We start from the raw sequence: 18,903 nt of genomic DNA, 5'->3' as shown, positions 1-18,903 counted from the left end.
GTCAAGGGGGGAGGCCCTCTACAAGAACCCGACGGCCTGAAATCGAGCCTAGAGGATCCCCATGCCGTTCGCGGTCTTTCGACGCCATCAGCGGAAGCTCCTCGCCGTCTTTGCAATCCTCGCAATGTTCGGCTTCGTACTGGCGGATTCTCTGCCTCGCCTTCTTAGCCCCGGAACCGGCGGACCCGACCAAAATTCGGTCGTCGTTGAACTCTACAATAAGCCGGTTTACCGGAGCGAGCTCAATGAGATGGCGGTCCAGCGGAACAATGCCAACCGCTTCATGGAGGCGCTAGCGGGAAGTCCCATCTTCGGTGACATCAACACCCGGTCGATCGTCGACGCGCTCATCCTCCAGCATGAGGCCGATGCACTTCGGATGCCAACGGGGCCGGATGTCGGCCGCGAATGGTTGAAGCAGGCGACAAACGGCCAGATGAATCGGGATCTCTTCGAGGCGACCTTGAGCCGCTTCGGTAACCAGGTCAGCGGTGAGCAGATCCTCAGCGATATCGCCAACCAGGTGCGAATCGCCAAAGTCCGGCAGCTCTCGGCCAGTCCCGTTGTGACGCCGCTCGACGTGTTCCAGACCTATCGCGATCAGAACGAACGGATCTCCGCCCGCATCGTTCCCTTCGCCGTCGAGAGCTTCCTCGACAAAGTCTCCGAGCCGACCCCAGTGCAGGCGCAGGCATTCTACGAAAAGTATAAGGATGTCCTGCCCGACCCCACTCGCGACACGCCCGGCTTCAAGATCCCCCGCCAGGTCCGAGTTGAAATCCTCTCGATCGACGGGGCCGCGCTCGCGAAGTCCATCGAATCGCGGCTCACCGAGGCTGAGCTTCGGACTTACTACGAAAACCATAAAGCGGAATACAAGAAGACGTCGGAGTTGCCCGACGACTTGTTCGCCAACGATCCGCGAGCGCTACTCACTCCGCCCCAGGTTCAGTCGTTTGAAGATGTCAGGGCGTTTCTGCCCGCGACGATTGCCGAGGAAAAAGCTCAAGCGGAAATCGTCGAGAAGTTCGGCAAGCTCAAGGACGAGGCGATGATTCCCTTCGCCGACTCCTATCACGATGCGCTCGATGAGATCAGCGAAGCCAAGAAGCAAGGGGAGAAGACTTCGGCCACGCTTCCCAAGCTCAATGAGTTGAAGGACCTCGCCAAGGCCGAGGGCTTCATGCACGAGATCACACCGTTGCTGGCCAGAAGCCAGGCCGAAAACTACGGCGAGATCCACGACGCTGAAGTGGGGCTCACACCCGGCAGCGGCGGGCGGAAGTTTGCCTCGGAATTCTTCGACACCAAGACCATGCTCTTTGAGCCGGTCGAGTTCACCGACATCTTGCGACGACGGTTCCTCGCTCGAAAGATTGAGGACGTGCCGCCCCGTGTTCCTCCCTTCAAAGAGATTCAATCCGAGGTCAACCTCGCCTGGAAAATGGCCCAGGCGCGACCTCTGGCCGAGAAGGCCGCGAATGAACTTGCCGAGGAAATCCGAAAGTCTGGTGGTTCGATCAAGGATGAGACCATCAGTGGGCACAAGGTCATCACCACACCGCCGGTTCCCAAGCTGGAAGCGGGCTTCCCTCTTCCGAACCAAATGTTTCAGCCTGGCCCGACGAGAGCTGTTGAATTCCCCCAGATCCCAAATGCGGGTGATCTCTTCCGCGAGGCTTATTTTGGGCTGAGCGCTGGTAAAGTCGCTGTAGCTCCCGACGAACCGAAGAACAACTACTATGTATTGACGCTCGGCCAGCAAATCCCGGCCACCTTCGGAACGCTCTATGCGCCGAACGGCGAGTATTTCCGGTATCGGTTTGAGGCGGAGAAAAATGCGCAGCGGCGACAAGCCGATGATTGGATGGCTCGCCTCCGCGCCGACGCCGGGTTGAAAAAGGATTGGGTTCCGACCGACGAGCAGGATCGGAACACCACTCCCGCGGAGTAAGGACCACGAGCACCCGGCCCCAGCGGCCGGGTGCCTCTTACGTGGCTCCGCGACTGTTCAAGCCCAGCAAGATGATGACCGTCAGCCAAGCCGCGACGTGACAACTTCGAGGCAGAGCGTCTCGTCCTTCGGGCCGATACGCCACGCAACCTCGAGGGCGGGATTTGACGTGCCCACTGTCACCCGGTAGACTGACGATCCTGGAGCTTGGATGTCTCTCCTTCCCTTAGCAAGACCGCTCACGGGTCATTTGCTCGTGAGATAATCGGTCCTGAAATCAGACGATATCCGGAGGTCAATCACGTGCCTTTAGCGGTGAAAGAGCTGATCGATGCCGGCGTGCACTTCGGCCACAGGGCGAGCCGGTGGAACCCGAAGATGAAGCCGTATATTTACGGCAAGCGCAACATGATTCATATCATCGACTTGAAGGAAACCGTCAGAGGTCTTCTTCGGGCGACAAAATTCTTTCATCGCGTGGCTGCGTCGAACGGGCTGATCGCCTTCGTGGGAACGAAGCGCCAAGCGGCCGAGACCATCGTTGAAGAATGTACCCGCTGCCAGATGCCGTACATCACGGAGCGCTGGTTGGGTGGTACGCTCACCAATTTCCGGACGATCCGGAGCCGACTCCAGCGTCTGGAAGAACTCGAGTCGATCCTCGACGGCGAGCAGGCTCTGAGCTACTCCAAGAAAATGATCGCGACGCTCACCCGAGAGCGGACCAAGATCGACCGCAACCTCTCCGGCATCCGCCACATGGCCCGGCTGCCCGAAGCCCTGTTCGTGGTCGACCCGCACCGCGAGCACATCGCGGTCGCCGAAGCCCGCAAGCTGGGCATCAAGGTCGTGGCCCTGCTGGATACGGACTGCGACCCCGACGTGGTCGACCTGCCCATTCCCGGCAACGACGACAGCATGCGTTCGATCGAGTTGGTCATTCGCCACCTCGCCGACGCGATCATTGAAGGCAAGGCCATGGCTCCGGCCGAGCCGCCGCCCCGCGAGACCAATGACTCACAAGGGCCAGGACGCGGTGATCGTCGCGGTGACCGTCGCGGCGGTCCCGGAGCAGGACGAGGTGGTCCCGGGCAGGCCGGTGGCGTGAGCCGCTCCGGTGTCCGTGCCGCTGGACGTCCGGCCGAAGCGACCGAGCAGGCCGCCCCCGCCGAAGCCGAAGGGGCCACGGCGGTTGCCGCCGAGGTTGTTGCGACCCCGGCCGAGGTCGAGGGAACGCCCACGGAGGTCGCGGTTACTCCGACGACCGACGCACCGCAGTCGGGTGGCGAGGCAAGCCCTCCTCCCGCCGCGGAGTAATCCGCCGCTCGTAAGTTTGATCCGGCCGCCGGTCCCCAAGGACCGGCGGCCATTGCGTCAATTCAGATATTGCATTTGCTGTTCTTCTCTGGTTTGTCCAGACGAATTCATTCCACCCGAATCACGACACGAATCCAGGACGGGACGACCCGTCCATCGACCGTGTTGCAGCGCTGAGGAGCAACGCCGATGGCCGAGATCACGGCTCAGGCTGTCAATGAGTTTCGCAAAACAACCGGTCTTGGCTTGATGGAGTGCAAAGCGCTCCTGAAAGAAGCCGACGGGGATGTGAAGAAGGCCTTGTCCCTGGCTAAGGAAAAGCACGGCAAGAATGCCGAGAACCGCGCGGGACGTGCCACCACCGCCGGCCGGGTCGAGGTTTACATCCACCACGATGGCAAGTCGGGCGGATTGGTCGAAGTGAACTGCGAAACCGATTTCGTGGCTCGTAACGACGCGTTCCGTGCACTGGCCAAGGACCTCGCTCTCCAGGTGGTCGCCGCCAACCCAACCTGCGTCCGTCGCGAAGAGATGCCGGCCGATCAGGTCGAAGAACAGAAGCGGATCTTCATCGCCCAGGCGGCCGACAAGCCGGAAAATGTTCGTGAGAAGATCGCCGAGGGCAAACTCAACGCCTGGTACGAAGAAAAGGTGTTGTTGGAGCAGAAGTTTGTGAAAGACGGCGCACAGTCGATCAAGGAAATGATCTTGGCTGTTAACGCCCGAACCGGTGAGAACATCTCGATCTCACGTTTCGCACGCTTCGTCATCGGCGAAGGGACCACGGCCCCGGCCGAGTAACTCTCGCTCCTTTGGGTGGATCCCACTCCCCTCCCTTGCCCTGGCTCAGTTCTGGCTCGTGGTTTTTTGAGGTTCACAGGACACGACGATGGAAACTGAATACCCCTACGGACCCTCGGTTTTCCGCCGTGTCCTCCTCAAACTCTCCGGCGAGAGCTTCTGCCGGCCGGGCGAGGGGGGCATCAGTGTGGATGAAGTGAGCCGAATCGCTCGCCAGGCGTCGCGAGTGGCCTCACGCGGAGTCGAGTTGGCCATCGTCGTCGGCGGGGGAAATATCCTCCGAGGCGCGACCCTGTCGCGGGGTTCCGACGTCATCAAAGAGGCGACGGCCCACTACATGGGAATGACGGCGACTGTCATCAATGGTCTGGCCCTTCAGGATGCTCTCGAAGGCCTGGGCTGCGAGTCGCGACTGCTCACCACGATCCGGATGGACGAGATTGCCGAGCCGTTCATCCGCCGTCGAGCGCTAAGCCACCTCTCACGCGGAAGAGTGGTGGTCCTGGCCACCGGAACCGGTAGCCCGTTCGTCACCACCGACACGGCGGCCGCCCTGCGAGGGAAAGAGCTCGGCGTCGAGGTGCTCATGAAGGCGACACGCGTGGATGGGGTTTACTCGGCCGATCCCGAGAAGAACCCGCATGCGGTCCGTTACGACAATTTGACCTACGAACAGGTCATGCGTGACGACCTCAAAGTGATGGACATGACCGCCATCGGCATGTGTCTGGACAACAACTTGCCGATCCTCGTGTTTAACTTCAAGAAGGAAGGGAACATCGAGCGGGCCATCGCCGGCGAGCCGATCGGAACCTGGATCAATAACGCCCCCCGACCGCAACGTTGAACACGAACGTTCCCGCGGTGTGCGGATTGATCGTGACGTCCGTCCATGAGAAGATTGATTCGAGGTGCTTCGGAACAAGCACCTCGTTTGAGCCTGTGCTGTAGAGGTGTCGCATGAGTATCGAAGAAATTGCTCTCGAAGCGGAAGAGCGGATGGAGAAGAGCCTTGCCCTTCTCTCCGACCAACTTCGAGGTGTTCGCACCGGACGGGCCAGCGTCGGTCTCGTCGAGTCGATCCGTGTCGACTACTATGGGTCCCCGACCCCGTTGAAGCAACTGGCGAACCTCAGCACGCCAGAGCCTCAGCAAATCTTGATCCGCCCCTTTGATCAGACCGTTCTCGGTGATATCGTCAAGGCGATCCAGGCCAGCGATATTGGGCTGACCCCTAATTCCGACAACAAAGTCATCCGCCTCAACGTCCCCTCCCTCTCGGTAGAGCAGCGCAAGAAGCTCGTGAGCCGCGTCAAGGATCTCTCCGAGGAAGCCCGAATCGCAATCCGCAACATCCGTCGCGACGCCAACAAGCAGGCGGATCAGGAACAGACCGACAAGATTCTGACCGAAGACGACCTGGAAACCTGCAAGGAAGAGACCCAGGCGCTGACAAAGCGTTTTGAAGCCAAAGTCAACGAGATGGCCGATAAGAAGTCGACCGAGATTCTCGACGTCTAAGGTTCGCGATCCGGGCTTGGCCCGGACCGAATCCTCCAGAAGTCACCTTGACTCAGCTTCTTCTCTTCCCTATAGTTGTGTCTTCGACGGGCGATTAGCTCAGTTGGCTAGAGCACCAGCTCGACACGCTGGGGGTCACAGGTTCGAGTCCTGTATCGCCCATACTTAAGTAAGTCTAGCTAGCCACAGACTTATGGAAAGGACCGACCGATGACTGTCGGTCCTTTTTGATGGTTTCGATGTGATTGTTCGACGGGCGATTAGCTCAGTTGGCTAGAGCACCAGCTCGACACGCTGGGGGTCACAGGTTCGAGTCCTGTATCGCCCATATTCAAGTAAGTCTGGATAGCCACAGACTTCAGAAGGATTGAGCCGACCACTCAGAGCCGGCCTTGTTTGATTGTTGGTTGCAGTTCACTTGTTCGTTGGGCGATTAGCTCAGTTGGCTAGAGCACCAGCTCGACACGCTGGGGGTCACAGGTTCGAGTCCTGTATCGCCCATATTTAAGTCTAGTTAGCCTTAGACTTACGAAGCCCCCCGATTGTCACAATCGGGGGGCTTTTTTTTGGGGATGAGCCAGGGTAGTTCTTGGGACAACGCCCCAGAACTCCCCCGGTGTTGGCGTCGAGATCTGGGCAAGTCCTCACCTCGGGCCAGATCATTTTTCTTGGTGATTCGCCCCTCAACTGGGCGAGCAATCGGATCGGCTCGAGCACAGCATCGATAAGGTGAGCAACAGCGGTTCGGCAATGGACTGCGTACGCCGCCGGCTCATCCTGATCGTTGCCTATCCCTGCGCGGAATGCCTGCATCACGAGCTTCGAGCCACCCGACGAGAAACCGCTGTTCCTCTGGCAGGGCTAGCCCCCGGCATATCGAGACAAGTGCGAGGTGCCCGGGGAGCCGTTTGAGGCTGTGAGTGAGTTGCCCCTGCCCTTCCTCGGCCCCTTGTGTGCTACGTGCGCGGCATTTCCACGTGTGTTGGCTTTGGAGCGGGGATTCAGGTCGACCGTGAGATTCGAGGCTTCCTGAATCCGCTGCCGGTCAGGGTCAGCCACTCTGAGGCGCACTGCCATTGGACTCCCGGTTGGAGAGGTCTCCGACAGGCTCGACGCGAATGCGGCGAATTCGTGTTGGATCCGCGCGGATCACGACGAGTCGCGTGCTATCTACGAGGACGCTGTCCCCCGTTTTAGCCAGCCGTCCCAGGAGGTCGAGGATGAGGCCGCCGGCCGTTTCGGCCTCGGTTTCAGGGACGTTCACACCACAACGATCGGCGAGCACATCGAGCGGGCAGGTGGCATCGACCTCGAAAACCCCATTGCCAAGGAGAGTCACCTGGGGATCCTCTCGATCGAACTCGTCCTGGATTGGCCCGACCAGTTCTTCGAGAACGTTTTCCAGGCTCACCATACCGACCACACTGCCATACTCGTCCAGCAGCATCGCGAGGTGGACCTTGTTGCGTTGAAACTCAACAAGTAGGTCATCGAGCTTGAGCGATTCGGGGAGGAACGGCACCTTACGAGCCCACTTCCGTAGGTCAGGCCGTCCGTTGCTCGTGGCCCCCGCGCGGAAGAGATCCTTGACGTGGATCATTCCGATCACGGTGTTGAGATCATCCTCGCAGATTGGATACCGAGTATGACCGGCCTGGCGCGCCACCCGAAGGTTATCTTCAACCGGTCGTGAGAGGTTCAGGTACACGATGTCAGGGCGAGGCACCATGATGCGTCTGGCGGTCTTCTCTTCCAGGTTCAAGACATTTTCGATCATGATCCGTTCGTTGCGGGACAGGTGTCCGCCGGCGACACTCTCAGCAACGATGTGCCGGAGCTCCTCTTCCGTATGCGACACCTCGGCCCCGTCGGTGCTACCCAGGCCGAGCATCCTCAGAGTCAGGTTGCTTGCATTGTTAAGCAGCCAGATGACCGGCCAGAAGATGAAATAGATCGCCATCAGTGGGGGCACGGTCCAAAGCGCGACGATTTTGGCCGAACGGATCGCCAGGCTTTTGGGAGCCTGCTCTCCGAGTGCGACGTGCAAAAATGTCACGAAGGCAAACGCCGCGATTGGCACGGCCGAGACCACCGAGAGGGAGAAGAAACCGAGGGAGAGCTGGGTTCCCTCCATATGATGCTTGCCGAGCCAGACTTCCACATTGTGGACGACTCGCTTTTCGATCGCCCAGCCGAGTCCCAGGCTCGCAACCGTGATCCCGACCTGGGAGGCCGACAAGTACGCATCGAGATGATCGAGGGCCCGGCTCACCAGCTTGGCCGCCCAGTTCCCCTCCTCCACTAGCTGATCGATCTGGCTGGTTCGAACTTTGACCAGTGCGAACTCAGCGGCAACGAAGAACCCGTTTACGAACACCAGGCCGGTGATGATCAAAAACTCGGTCAGTCCCATCGAGGGGTATTTCCGCTCAAGGCGAGAAGAGAATGGCTCGTGTGAACAGCGAGTCAATTCGCCGTCACGACGGTCCTTAGGGGAGACAGTCACTATAATCGAAGTCGACCATTGCACCCACCACGAATTTAGGCAGCGAGACCAAGCCCCCCTCTTTTTTTTCGGTTGTCAATCCTTGCGGAGAGACTCGCAACGGTCCCTCCCGCGGGTTCGTGAACGACGATTCACCAAAATCTAGCGAGGAAGCCCCCGGCTTTAGCCGTGGGGAGGAATCGCGTGAATCTTGCCCTTGCATGTGAGATCTCCATGCGAGACAATTGAACGCATGGACACCGTCCAGACTATCGTCTGCAAGCTGACGCCCACCCCCGAGCAACGCGTCGAGATTGACGCCACACTCAAGGCGTTCGCGTTGGCTTGCGACTTCGCCGCCGAGTCAGCCCGGTCGCTCGGCTTCACCAACAAGGTCAAGGTCCAGCACGCCTGCTACCGGGAGATCCGCGAAACATTCGGCCTTTCGTCCAACCTCGCGATCCGGGCCATCGCCCGCGCCTGTGCCGCCCTTAAGGTCTCCGCGAAAATGCACTCGGCGTTCGCGCCGGCATCGATCGACTACGACGCGAGGATCTTCTCGTTCCACGAATGGAACTGGACCTTCGGCCTGACGCTCCTGTCGGGTCGAGTCAAGCTCACCACCAAGCTCGGCGAGCGACAGAATGCGGCACTCAAGGGCCGTAAGCCGACATCCGCTGTCCTGGTCAAGCGTCGCGACGGTGCCTACTTCCTCCACGTCCAGTTGACCGACGAAGCTCCCGAGTCGATCGAGACAAAGGGGACCATCGGGGTCGACATGGGGGTAAAAAACCTCGCCACTACGGATGATGGCGAGAACTTCTCGGGGGCCGATGTTGACGCCTGTCGCCGGAAGTACAGCCAAGCGAGGAAGACCTGTCAGCGAAAAGGCACCAAGTCCGCTAAGCGGAAACTCAAGAAGATCAGCAAGAGAGAGGCCCGGTTCCGAGCCAACGAGAACCACGTCATCAGCAAGCGGATCGTTGCCAAGGCTAAAGACACCGCCAGCGCCATCGCCGTCGAGGATCTCGGCGGCATTGGCCAGCGGACAACGGCCAGGAAAGCCGATCGATCTCGCATGAAGGGTTGGGCGTTCTACCAGCTCAGGCAGTTCATTGCCTACAAGGCCCTCGCCGAAGGCATCCCCGTCATTCCGGTTGACCCGCGCAACACGTCTCGGACATGCTCCGAGTGCGGGCATTGCGAAATGGCTAACCGGAAATCGCGGGATGAATTCGTGTGCAAGCATTGTGGATTTGAACTCGCCGCGGACTGGAACGCGGCCCGAAACATTCGTGACCGGGGCAAAGTCATGTGCCCTAATGTCGGCGTTGTTGACACCGGAGGTCGAATCCCGGTCGAGACGACTGGCAAGCCTGTTTTGGCAAGCCCCCGCCTTTAGGCGTGGAGTTCATGACGAGCTTGGATTCGTTACGGCCGGTCCGGCCGGAGAACCGCGTGAAATCTCCGCTCTGGGCGGCCCAACTGGCGAGCGGCGGCGAAAACGCGCTGATTCTCAGGATTCCGCGAAAGCCCCTTGTTTGAGTGCGGCTGCATCTTTTTTGACTCATTTGGAGAAATCCAACGACTTCCCGCACAAGAATTTGGGATCACCGCTCCTCTGGCCCGCGCTCTGTCAGTTTGAAAACTGCGCCGGGCTGGTAAAATATTCCGCCGCTGCTTGACGTCGGCCAGTGCACGCTTTACGATACAAAGCGGATAGGAAATGGATCGGACGAGTTCGTACGTCGCCCTTTTGGTCTCGAGAGACACGGCGCTCCATGGAACTTCGGGATGCGTTAACTCAGATCTCCGAGATCCGCCTGCAAATGGCACGGACGGAGGTTTTTCGTGGTATCCGAGCGATGCCGGTTGCCTTTTCGGGCGTTCTCGCCCTGGCGAGCGCCGGGTTCCAGCTCGCCTGGATTCGCAAGCCGACTCTGGAATTGTCGAGTTATCTCGGTCTCTGGATTGGCGCGGCCGTGATCAGCGCGGTGGCAGCCGGGGCTGAGATGGTCATTCGGGTACGCAACTCGGCATCGCCTTGGACGCGTGAGATCACCTGGCTGGCGGTCGAGCAGTTTATCCCCTGTCTCGTAGCCGGTGGGCTCCTCACGTTCGTGTTGATCCGGTTTGCCCCTGAAGTCCTTTGGATGTTGCCCGGTCTGTGGCAGATCCTCTTCAGCCTGGGAGTTTTCGCCTCGTGCCGCCTCTTGCCTCGCGCCACGTTCGGGGTAGCCGTGTTTTACCTCGCCACTGGGCTTGTGTGCCTGGCACTGGCACACGGAGAGCATGCCTTGTCGCCCTGGGCCATGGGCCTCCCCTTCGGGGTCGGTCAACTCCTCGCGGCGGCTGTGCTCTATCGCACATTGGAGTGTCGCGATGAGTAAATCAAAGGATGATGAGTCGTCAGGTCGATTCGCCTACGAAGGGCTCGAACGAGTCTTTCATGAGAAGGCCCGGCTCGGGATCATGACGTCGCTCGTGACTCATCCCAAGGGACTCGTCTTCGCCGACCTGAAAGAACTCTGCGCCCTGACAGACGGCAACCTGAGCCGACACCTCCAGGTCCTTCACGAAGCAGGTCTCCTTGAGGTCTGGAAAGGGTTCCAGCAGAATCGACCCCAGACGCTTTGTCGACTCACCGAGGAAGGGCGGCGGCGTTTCCTCGACTACATCACTGTCCTTGAAAATGTTGTTGCCGACGCGCTTACCGCCGCCAAATCGGCACCAACACCGGCAAGCTCTCTCGCCGAGGGCTGGTTCCCCGCCTGAAACACCTCGGGTGAAACACCGACAGAGGAATGCCGCCGTAAACTTTGCAATACAAAGCTTGCGGCGATCGAGATTAGGGAGGCATCATGAAGGTCGTTCGAGCCGAAGTCATGGGAATGTGCTTTGGTGTGAGAGATGCGCTCAAGATTATTCATAAGATTGCCGATCCGCAGTCGGTGACCATTCACGGGCAACTGGTTCACAACGAGACAGTGTTGGTCCAGCTCGATGCGAGCGGATTCGCCATGACCGACGAGACCTCACGGCAGGAGGTCCCGGAGACCCCAGTTGTGCTCATTACCGCGCACGGGGTGAGCGATCGCGAACGGTCCCGTCTGGCCGATGCTGGAAAACGGATTGTCGATACCACGTGTCCCCTGGTCACTCGGGCCCATCAAGCCGCGCTCTCGTTGCAGAAGCAGGGATATTTCGTAATCTTGATCGGTCGTCGTGGTCACGTCGAGGTTCAGGGAATCATCGAAGACCTCGAGCGGTTCGACGTGGTTTCGACCGAAGACGAGGTCAAACGATATCCCGCTGACCGGCTCGGGATCGTCTGCCAGACGACCGCCCCCGCGCGGACCGTCGAACGGATCCGCGAGGCGATCGCCCGGCACAATCCGGAGGCGGAGATTCGATTTGTGGATACCGTCTGCTTGCCCACCAAGGAACATCAACGCTCTTTGGAACGACTCATCGAGCAGGTCGAGGCGATGGTTGTGGTTGGGGGCAGAAATTCCAACAACACCCGTGAACTGGCCCATCTCTGTAACGAACGTGGCATCCCTTCAATCCACGTCCAGGGACCGAACGATCTCGACCCCGAGTGGCTCTCGCGATTTGAGATCGTCGGCCTCACCGCCGGGACTTCAACTCTCGACACCACCATCGACGAGGTCCATCAGGCGATGTTGCAAATGACGGTAAACGTCGAGGCCTGAGTGCATTCGCTCACGAAGACAGAGGGGATAAGGGCGGTGGAATCAAATGCCAAGGCCTTCCGTAAAGGAAGGCCTTGGCTCGTTGATCTCGGCTATTGATTCGCTTGCCCGAGTGAGCGGACTTGCTCCCGAGATGCCCCCGACCCCCTCGATCGTTCGGAAGACTTCGGGTTCGAGAGCTCAAGGCTGGGTCGTTTCCGGCTCCGCGGAGGGCGGACTCTGGCTGCTGGCCTTGAGCTCGCTGAGGAGCGCCTCAATTCCTGCTTTGGCGACGATGGCGTCCTGCTCACCGGTCCCCCCACCAACCCCCACTCCCCCGATGATTTGGTCGTCCACGCTCACGGGAACGCCACCGAAAAGCGTGGTGAGCTTGCCGCCGCTGGCTAGTGCTGCGTTCTGCAAACTGAGGTTGAGCAGTGGGTCGGGTGTGGTCGTCCCACGAGGTGATGGGCCGGTCTCCTGCCGGAACGTCGCCGCACTCGTGGCCTTGGTGATGGCGGTGTAGCCGCTGGCGGGCCGAGCGCCATCCATTCGGGCGAAGGCAAGGAGATGTCCGCCGTCGTCCACGACCGCGATATTCACCTTCAAACCCAGCTCGGTCGCTTTCGCCTGGGCCCCCTCAAGAATCCGCCGGGCCCCTGAGAGAGCAAGCTTCACCTGATTTCGCACGACAAGTGAAGACTCAGGATGGGGCAGAGCAGCCTTTGGTGAAACCTCTGCAGGCGCTGGTTCCGCCGGCGCAAGTTCGGTCTTCCGGACTTTGCGCAGTGCACGCTGGAGCACCCGAACACCCAGGGTGACCGCTTCCTCGGGTTTTCCCTTCCGAAGCCCTTCGATAAAGGCGTCACGAATCCCTTTCCGATCAGCCTCGCCAACGACACTCTCGAACGGTTTCGAAACCCGGACTTCGATTTTCCTCTCTTTCTTGGCGAGCAGGATATAGATCCCATCCTCTTTGGGGGGGAGCACTTTCTGGCTGATCGCTTCATCAACGGTCTTGCCGTTGAGCGAGTCCACGGTCTCGATCAAGATCGGGATCTTCGCGATTCTCGACTGCGTTTCGAGGTCTGCGTTGATGAAGGACACGAGCAGCGAATCGAACATCTTCGCATTGTCGATAATATGGCTGACCTTCTCCGCCGACTCCACGAGCGGCTCGTCACTCGAGGCGTGATGAGGAAAGGTCAAGAGGCTCAGAAGTCCAAGACTGAACGTGAGCAGGCATCGCTCTGAGCACCAACGATTGACTCTCATCGAGAGAGGGCTCCTGGTTCGCGATCGGAATCGGACAAAAGGGCCTCGATGAGCAATTGCGCTCGAGAATCGAGGCCCTTGGATCATTATTGCGTCAGGTGGCTGATCAGCCACTTGAGGAGCGCCGGATCGTGATAGGCACGATCCCAACTGTTGTGAGGCACACCGCGATACTCGGTCGCTTTGACCTTGGCTCCCGCATCGCGAAGGGCCTTCGTCATCTCACGGCCATTGATCACCGTCTGGCGACCGTCGGCATCGCCGACAAGCACCCAGACCGGAACCGACTTCAGCTTAACGGCCGACTCCACCGATCCCTGTCCGCAGATTGGCGCAACGGCAACAAAGCGCTCGGGATGGGTCGCAGCCAAATCCCACGAGCCGGATCCGCCCATGGAAAGGCCGGTGAGTGCCACACGTTTCGGGTCGGCCTTGAACGTCTTCAACACATCGTCCAGGGCGGCCAGGGCCGCTTTACTGTCTTCGGAATCGGCTTTCCACGTCTTTTTCGCCTGAGGGTAGACCGCGATGAACGGGTAATCCTCGGGTCGTCCGAAAACAGCGGAACCGAGGCCAACCTGGGCTGAGACGATTCCGTCGTCACCGCGCTCTCCCGAGCCATGCAAGAACATGACGACCGGGAATACCTTCGAGCCGTCGTAGCCCGGCGGGAGCGAGACCGAATACTTCCGCTCCCCATCCTCGGCCTTGACGGTCCGTAAATGGAAACCGGGTTCGGCCGGCCGACCGGCCGTCGGCTCGGGCAAGGCCTGAATCAAGACATCCTTGAACTGAACATCCATCGGGCCGCCGGCATGAATTTGAAGTCCGATGCGACCGGTCCGCGCGATGGTTTCGTCGGGTTCCACGTAGGAGACCGAAGTGACTCCGTTGAGCGTCAACACGATCTTAGAACCCATGACGCGGATGACGTAGTGATTCCAGCCGTTCTTGTGAAGCGCCTCGATTGCCTTGTCCGATCCCTTGGCGAGGATCTTGTTGCGGCGCGACTCATCGTAGAGGCATCCCCAGTAGTTATGGCCAATGTCGGCCTGGTAGCCCGACATTTCATGACCCGGGATGCGGACGCTTCGAAACTGGACTCCGCTATTGCTTCCGTCGGCTCCAATGAGCCGGAATGAGAGCTTCAGGGTGAAGTCGCCATAAGACTTCTCGGTAGCGAGGAAGTCGTTGTGTTTGATTCCGGGAGACGTTCCGACGATCATGCCGTGGCGGGCCGACCAGAGGGATTTGTCTCCTTCCCAACCGGAAAGATCCTTGCCATTAAAAAGCGGCACAAAGCCAGCCGTCTCGACCAGCCCTGGTTCCCCGCCGAGGATCTTGACCCAGCGGAGAACGGTCGTGGCGTAGTAAGTACCTCCCAGGTCGGCGTCACCACCCGGTACGGTCGAATAGCTTCCATCATCCTTCCGGCACCGGTCGATGAAACCGCGCAACGTGTCGAGATCGGGAGCCTCCTTGAGCATGAAAAAGGCCCGCATGATCCGGTAGGTCGCCTCGAGGTCCGAAGGGCCTTCGCCTTTCGACCAGGCTCCGTCGCTTCGCTGGCCCGCCCGCAACGCCGTCAGGATCGCCTCGCGTTGATCGAGTTTAACCCCCATCCGGAGCAGGGCCACCGCAGCGCCTCCGGTGTCGCGGGCCTGGCCGGCCCCTTTGCCGAACGTGCCGTCCGGGTTGCGCATCTCCTCGACCTGCTTGATCCACTTCGCGAAGTCGGGCGAGGACTTATTGACCGACTCGAGGCCCGCGACCGCAATCCGGAGCTCCTCGAAATCCTTGACGTTCTTCGAGAAGTAGTCGATTGCGGCGGCCGTCGTCTCGTCGTCGGCGATCAAGAGCTCGGCGACGGCCATCAGGCCAACAGCCGTCGTCCGGACATCAGGCTTGCCGCCGGGGGTCGGTGCAAAGCCGCCACTCGCGGAGTCGCGGCACGACTTGACATAGTTCACGCAGGCCAGAACATCGGGGATCGAGCCACCGACGTTCTTCAAGACGCGGATGGCCGAGGAGGTTGAACCCAAGGTCGACGGTCCACCCGCCTTCGCGCCAAATCCCCCATCAGGGTTCTGAAACGCCTCCACGTATGCGGCGGTGCGTTCAGGCTGCTCAGCCGATTGCGCCCGAACGTTCGGCGCCGCCACGATGGCCCAGGCGGCCAGGATCAAGAATTTCCACTTCATGGTGAAACTCCAAACGACTTCAGACTGGGTCCAGCCCTGCTCAATTCGGACCAGTCTGCCAGGCCCAGGCGGTCCCGGCAACCGTTTCACGCTTGAGTTCACCGGGTTTGAACTGGCAACAGCTTCCTTTCACCAATCATTCAATCATGATCAATCACAAGACCGTCGCGAAGTTTGAGGATCCGATCGGCCCAGGCGGCCACCTCCGGGCTATGGGTCACGACGATGAGCGTCAGCGAACGTTCGCGGCGCAGCCGGTTGAGTAGTTCGAGGACCTCGGTCTGAGTGACGCTATCGAGGTTGCCGGTCGGCTCATCGGCCAGGATCAGGGTCGGCTCGTTGGCGAGGGCACGAGCGATCGCGACGCGCTGGCGTTCGCCCACCGAGAGCCTACTGGGCAGATGCTTACGTCGGTGAGCGAGGCCGACTTCCTCGAGGAGGCGCTCCGCCCGCGCGGCGCGTTCGAGGCGGGGCCAAGGGCCCTCGAACATGGGAACCTGCACGTTCTCCGCCGCCGTGAGGGTAGGCAGGAGGTGGAACGACTGGAAGATGAAGCCGATGCGCCGGGCGTGGAAGGTATCGAGATCGAGTTCTTGCAGCCGAGTCCCGTCGAAGTAGACCTCTCCCGAAGTGGGCCGGTCCAGGCCACCCAGGAGGTGCAGCAACGTGCTCTTGCCACACCCGCTCGGTCCCGTGATTGCCACCGACTCGTGTCGGGCCACGGCCATGGAAACTCCACGCAACGCCTGAACGGCTCCGTCGGGGTAGACCCGTGTGAGAGCTTCGCCGCGGAGGAGTTCTCGATCGGTTCCGTCACTCATGGCGAAGCGCCTCGGTCGGTTGCATGGCTGCCCCTCTCAAGGCCGGGTAGACGCCGCCCAGGAGACTCAGCCCGACGCCGAGCGTGAGACCCACCCCAATCACAGCCGGTGGGAAGTCGGACGAGACGAAGCCACTCGCCGTTGGCATCCGCGAAAGAATCTGAATTTCCAGATAGCCGAGGATCACGCCCAGAATCGCACCCGCGACCCCCAGCGCGAGTGCTTCTCCAAGGATGAGCGCCAGCACTCGCTTTCGACGCCACCCCAGAGCCCTAAGCAAGCCAATCTCAACCGTCCTCTCGAAAACAGTCATCATCATCGTGTTGAGGACGCCGATCGATCCGAGAACCAGGGCGATCGCCGACGTGGTCCAAGCCATCGCCTTGACCATCCGGATCCGGATATCGCCTTGAACGTAGTCACGGGAAGGGACGGCCGCGACCCCTGGGATCGTCGCTTCGATTCGCTTCCGGAGCGTCTCCAACGAGCCGCGATCGTTGGGTGTAGCCATCACGACGAACCCGGTGACGTTGCCCTCGCGTCCCATCATCTTTTGAAGAACGGAGCGGGGGACGATCAATCCGCCGTTCTCGAACAAGCTATCACTTTCAAAGATACCCACAACTTCAAATTTTTCTCCGGCTACATTGAGCGAATCACCGACGGACTTGCCCAGATTGATGGCCAGGACGCGCCCGAGCACGGTCGCTCGACCGTCTCCCTTGGCAAGCGCCCGACCTTTGAGGATTCGGATCCCCCGGAAAAGGATACTTCCCGGCTCCCAGCCGTTGACCAGCACACTGACAAGATTCGCATCCTCGAACGAGACGACGTCCATGTACGAACCGGCCACCTCGCGTACCCCTGGGATGCGTTGCAGATCCCCGGCGAGCGATTCATCCAAGCTACTGGTCAGCTTGTCGCTCACCCCCGCGCGAACCACCATCAGGTCGATTCCCTTCGCCTCGTTGATCGCGAGGAACGACCGTTCGAAGCCCCAGGCAATCCCGAGCATGGCCACCACCGCCGCGATTCCGATCGACAGCCCGACGATCGTCAGGATGGTCCGGACGCCGCGACGTACGAGATTCTTGGCGATCAATGTCGTGAAACGCATGATGCTCCAAAAGCGATCGACTCGACCTCGGAATTCAGGGGGCTTGCCCGACCATCACATAGCCGCCACCACGCCAGATGACCTGATATTGGCTGTCCTTGAGAACGCGACGACCAATCTCGGCAATGTCAATATGTCGATTGCGCTCGACCAGATCGGTGAACGCATCGCCAAGGTTCATCAGTCGCGAGACCACCCAGCGGTCGATCCCCGGCATGCCTAGTTTGTGGCCGATCATCCGGTCGGTCAAGTTGGGAGACTCGTCGGAAATCACGATCGGAGCGCCAGGACGCGCGACCCGGACCATCTCACGGAGCGAGGCCTCGGGGTCGTTGAAATGATTGAAGCCTCCGATGCTCAGGACTGCGTCGAAGGCATCATCCTGAAACGGCAGGGACTCCGCTTCGCCAAGGATCAAGCGCAGGTCTCGGCCGGCGTTGCGTCGCTGACAGGCCGCAAGTTGGCTGGTGGAAACATCGATTCCGACCACGCTCCAGTCCTGGGGAAGCCAGGAGTGGTAGACGCCGTCGCCGATGGCAACGTCGAGCAATTTGAGGCGGTCTTGCTTGGGAAGATGCTTCAAGATGACGTTGCGAGAGCGCCGCTCGCCACCGTTGCAGACGAAGAAGAACCACTCCCAGAACCGGAATTTCGGCCAGAGCGAACTGTTGTAGAAATCGCGTGCGATCAGGTTGTCGGCCGTTGGCTCGTCCTTCACGACCAGGATCCCGTCGCGAATCGGATAGACGCGTTGGCACCCTGCGCACGCGAGACCAGTCTCCACGGGAGCGAACAGACCACCGCAGTCCGGGCATCGCAGCGGATTGGGGTCCGTTTTCCAATCGGCTGTCGGGTTCGGCGTCGTCACCGACATAACGCAGGTCCTCTCCGGGGATCGGGATTCACAAGACAATATCCAAGGCGGTTCCAGATCGGAAAGCGACGATGTCCCGGGAAAACGTCGCGTGCCAGGGAGTTAACGTCCGCTCGGCAATTCAAGACCATATCGATGAAGTCGGCGTCGAGCCCCATCAGACGAAGCCCCCAACTGTCGATCGCCTCGATGCCGAGTGCGTGGCCGGGAGCAAAGCGATACAACTCGGGAATCTCATCGGCGACGATCACGGGCGCCTCGGGCCGTGCCACGCGCTGCATCTCGCGAAACGCCTGCGCCTGATCGCGGAAGTAGTTGAATCCTCCGATCGTGTAGACGGCGTCGAACGATTGATCCGCGAACGGAAGTGACTCCCCTTCGGCCCAGACCAAGCGCCTCGACATGCTCGGATAGCGATCGCGGCAGGCAGCCAATTGAGTTCGCGCGATATCGACACCGTAGAGTTCCCAGGTCGCGGGAAGCAACGGCACATTTTCGCCGTCCCCGATGCCAACTTCGAGCACTCGGGCCCGCGTTCGCTGAGGAAGATGGCGAAGGATCTGCCGCCTCGCCCCTCTTGGGCCGGGGCCTTGGAACCAGAGAAAGAGCTGCTCCCAAGGACGAAAGCGTTGCCAGTTCGGGCCATCATAGAAGTGGGCCGCAATGCGATTCGTGCCCGAGAGAGGGCCAATCGCGTGGAGGATTCCCTCCACCTCGGGATGTTCACGACCACATGACGCGCAAGTCTCGCGCCCCTCAAGTTGGTGCCCGCAAGCAAGGCAACACGCCAACTCGATCGCGGTGGGAATGGTTCCGGCGTTGATCTTGAGAGCCTCGGGCAC

Annotated in this window: 16 protein-coding genes and 3 tRNA genes; 12 read left to right on the top strand and 7 right to left on the bottom strand. The window is 60.2% G+C overall.

Translation table 11 applies throughout. The features are described from left to right. The first annotated feature begins 61 nt into the window (after positions 1–61). The 8 genes from V5E97_RS15995 (at position 62) to V5E97_RS15960 (ending at position 6,094) form a co-directional block, all read left to right on the top strand. Complete coding sequence (locus tag V5E97_RS15995) at positions 62–1,954, top strand: hypothetical protein (RefSeq protein WP_406700296.1); 1,893 nt, start codon at positions 62–64, stop codon at positions 1,952–1,954. Positions 1,955–2,257: 303 nt separating this feature from the next. Beyond that, the gene (gene rpsB / locus V5E97_RS15990; protein ID WP_406700295.1) at positions 2,258–3,271 is read left to right on the top strand and encodes a 30S ribosomal protein S2; all 1,014 of its coding nucleotides are present in this window, start codon (positions 2,258–2,260) and stop codon (positions 3,269–3,271) included. Between the two features lie 189 nt (positions 3,272–3,460). Next, the gene (tsf, locus tag V5E97_RS15985) at positions 3,461–4,072 is read left to right on the top strand and encodes an elongation factor Ts (RefSeq protein WP_406700294.1); all 612 of its coding nucleotides are present in this window, start codon (positions 3,461–3,463) and stop codon (positions 4,070–4,072) included. A gap of 88 nt (positions 4,073–4,160) precedes the next feature. Then, positions 4,161–4,919, top strand: a complete 759-nt coding sequence (gene pyrH, locus V5E97_RS15980; protein WP_406700293.1) for a UMP kinase — start codon at positions 4,161–4,163, stop codon at positions 4,917–4,919. Between the two features lie 113 nt (positions 4,920–5,032). After that, complete coding sequence (gene frr, locus V5E97_RS15975) at positions 5,033–5,593, top strand: ribosome recycling factor (RefSeq protein ID WP_406700292.1); 561 nt, start codon at positions 5,033–5,035, stop codon at positions 5,591–5,593. Between the two features lie 88 nt (positions 5,594–5,681). Further along, positions 5,682–5,755, top strand: a tRNA-Val gene (locus V5E97_RS15970). Between the two features lie 92 nt (positions 5,756–5,847). Further along, a tRNA-Val gene (locus V5E97_RS15965) sits at positions 5,848–5,921 on the top strand. A 99-nt stretch (positions 5,922–6,020) separates the two neighbouring features. Continuing rightward, positions 6,021–6,094 (top strand) — tRNA-Val (locus V5E97_RS15960). 550 nt (positions 6,095–6,644) lie between these two features. Here the strand turns inward: V5E97_RS15960 and V5E97_RS15955 are convergent. Continuing rightward, positions 6,645–8,006: a hemolysin family protein gene (locus tag V5E97_RS15955; protein ID WP_406700291.1), complete on the bottom strand. Its 1,362-nt coding sequence runs from the start codon at positions 8,004–8,006 to the stop codon at positions 6,645–6,647. Between the two features lie 325 nt (positions 8,007–8,331). Here V5E97_RS15955 and V5E97_RS15950 point away from each other — a divergent pair, with 325 nt between their 5' ends. The 4 genes from V5E97_RS15950 to ispH all read left to right on the top strand — a co-directional run bounded on the left by V5E97_RS15950 (position 8,332) and on the right by ispH (position 11,794). Then, positions 8,332–9,480, top strand: coding sequence for an RNA-guided endonuclease InsQ/TnpB family protein (locus V5E97_RS15950; protein WP_406700290.1), 1,149 nt, complete (start codon positions 8,332–8,334; stop codon positions 9,478–9,480). A gap of 463 nt (positions 9,481–9,943) precedes the next feature. After that, positions 9,944–10,468, top strand: a complete 525-nt coding sequence (locus V5E97_RS15945) for a hypothetical protein (protein ID WP_406700289.1) — start codon at positions 9,944–9,946, stop codon at positions 10,466–10,468. After that, entirely contained in the window at positions 10,461–10,853 is a 393-nt protein-coding gene (locus V5E97_RS15940; RefSeq protein ID WP_406700288.1) for a transcriptional regulator, read from the top strand. Before V5E97_RS15945 ends, V5E97_RS15940 begins: the two co-directional genes overlap by 8 nt. 86 nt (positions 10,854–10,939) lie before the next feature. Then, positions 10,940–11,794 (top strand): 4-hydroxy-3-methylbut-2-enyl diphosphate reductase, encoded by an 855-nt coding sequence (gene ispH, locus V5E97_RS15935; RefSeq protein WP_406700287.1) that lies wholly within the window; start codon positions 10,940–10,942, stop codon positions 11,792–11,794. 180 nt (positions 11,795–11,974) lie between these two features. Here ispH and V5E97_RS15930 read toward each other — a convergent pair whose 3' ends face one another. From V5E97_RS15930 to V5E97_RS15905, 6 genes are all read right to left on the bottom strand, one after another. Next, positions 11,975–13,048: a heme-binding protein gene (locus tag V5E97_RS15930; RefSeq protein ID WP_406700286.1), complete on the bottom strand. Its 1,074-nt coding sequence runs from the start codon at positions 13,046–13,048 to the stop codon at positions 11,975–11,977. A gap of 86 nt (positions 13,049–13,134) precedes the next feature. Further along, complete coding sequence (locus V5E97_RS15925; RefSeq protein WP_406700285.1) at positions 13,135–15,249, bottom strand: 3-keto-alpha-glucoside-1,2-lyase-like domain-containing protein; 2,115 nt, start codon at positions 15,247–15,249, stop codon at positions 13,135–13,137. Positions 15,250–15,389: 140 nt separating this feature from the next. Continuing rightward, positions 15,390–16,070 carry an ABC transporter ATP-binding protein gene (locus V5E97_RS15920; RefSeq protein ID WP_406700284.1) on the bottom strand — a complete coding sequence of 227 codons (681 nt, stop codon included), beginning with the start codon at positions 16,068–16,070 and terminating at the stop codon, positions 15,390–15,392. Further along, on the bottom strand, positions 16,063–17,187 hold the full coding sequence (locus tag V5E97_RS15915) for an ABC transporter permease (RefSeq protein WP_406700283.1): 1,125 nt from the start codon (positions 17,185–17,187) through the stop codon (positions 16,063–16,065). Before V5E97_RS15915 ends, V5E97_RS15920 begins: the two co-directional genes overlap by 8 nt. 34 nt (positions 17,188–17,221) lie before the next feature. Then, a complete protein-coding gene (locus V5E97_RS15910; RefSeq protein ID WP_406700282.1) occupies positions 17,222–18,061 on the bottom strand; it encodes a methyltransferase domain-containing protein in 840 nt (279 codons plus the stop codon). Further along, positions 18,052–18,585 carry a class I SAM-dependent methyltransferase gene (locus V5E97_RS15905; protein WP_406701168.1) on the bottom strand — a complete coding sequence of 178 codons (534 nt, stop codon included), beginning with the start codon at positions 18,583–18,585 and terminating at the stop codon, positions 18,052–18,054. The genes V5E97_RS15910 and V5E97_RS15905 overlap by 10 nt, the downstream gene beginning before the upstream one ends. Positions 18,586–18,903: the final 318 nt, after the last annotated feature.

The organism is Singulisphaera photorubra (assembly GCF_045290345.1).
Classification (GTDB): domain Bacteria; phylum Planctomycetota; class Planctomycetia; order Isosphaerales; family Isosphaeraceae; genus Singulisphaera.
Note: the sequence above shows the minus strand (reverse complement) of the source record. Positions and strands in the feature narration are given on the sequence as shown.

Bases quoted from the DNA above. Each gene is read 5' to 3' on its own strand.
- V5E97_RS15995 (WP_406700296.1), top strand. From the start codon at position 62: ATGCCGTTCGCGGTCTTTCGACGCCATCAGCGGAAGCTCCTCGCCGTC.
- tsf (WP_406700294.1), top strand. From the start codon at position 3,461: ATGGCCGAGATCACGGCTCAGGCTGTCAATGAGTTTCGCAAAACAACC.
- pyrH (WP_406700293.1), top strand. From the start codon at position 4,161: ATGGAAACTGAATACCCCTACGGACCCTCGGTTTTCCGCCGTGTCCTC.
- frr (WP_406700292.1), top strand. From the start codon at position 5,033: ATGAGTATCGAAGAAATTGCTCTCGAAGCGGAAGAGCGGATGGAGAAG.
- V5E97_RS15955 (WP_406700291.1), bottom strand. From the start codon at position 8,006: ATGGGACTGACCGAGTTTTTGATCATCACCGGCCTGGTGTTCGTAAAC.
- V5E97_RS15950 (WP_406700290.1), top strand. From the start codon at position 8,332: ATGGACACCGTCCAGACTATCGTCTGCAAGCTGACGCCCACCCCCGAG.
- V5E97_RS15945 (WP_406700289.1), top strand. From the start codon at position 9,944: ATGCCGGTTGCCTTTTCGGGCGTTCTCGCCCTGGCGAGCGCCGGGTTC.
- V5E97_RS15940 (WP_406700288.1), top strand. From the start codon at position 10,461: ATGAGTAAATCAAAGGATGATGAGTCGTCAGGTCGATTCGCCTACGAA.
- ispH (WP_406700287.1), top strand. From the start codon at position 10,940: ATGAAGGTCGTTCGAGCCGAAGTCATGGGAATGTGCTTTGGTGTGAGA.
- V5E97_RS15930 (WP_406700286.1), bottom strand. From the start codon at position 13,048: ATGAGAGTCAATCGTTGGTGCTCAGAGCGATGCCTGCTCACGTTCAGT.
- V5E97_RS15925 (WP_406700285.1), bottom strand. From the start codon at position 15,249: ATGAAGTGGAAATTCTTGATCCTGGCCGCCTGGGCCATCGTGGCGGCG.
- V5E97_RS15920 (WP_406700284.1), bottom strand. From the start codon at position 16,070: ATGAGTGACGGAACCGATCGAGAACTCCTCCGCGGCGAAGCTCTCACA.
- V5E97_RS15915 (WP_406700283.1), bottom strand. From the start codon at position 17,187: ATGCGTTTCACGACATTGATCGCCAAGAATCTCGTACGTCGCGGCGTC.
- V5E97_RS15910 (WP_406700282.1), bottom strand. From the start codon at position 18,061: ATGTCGGTGACGACGCCGAACCCGACAGCCGATTGGAAAACGGACCCC.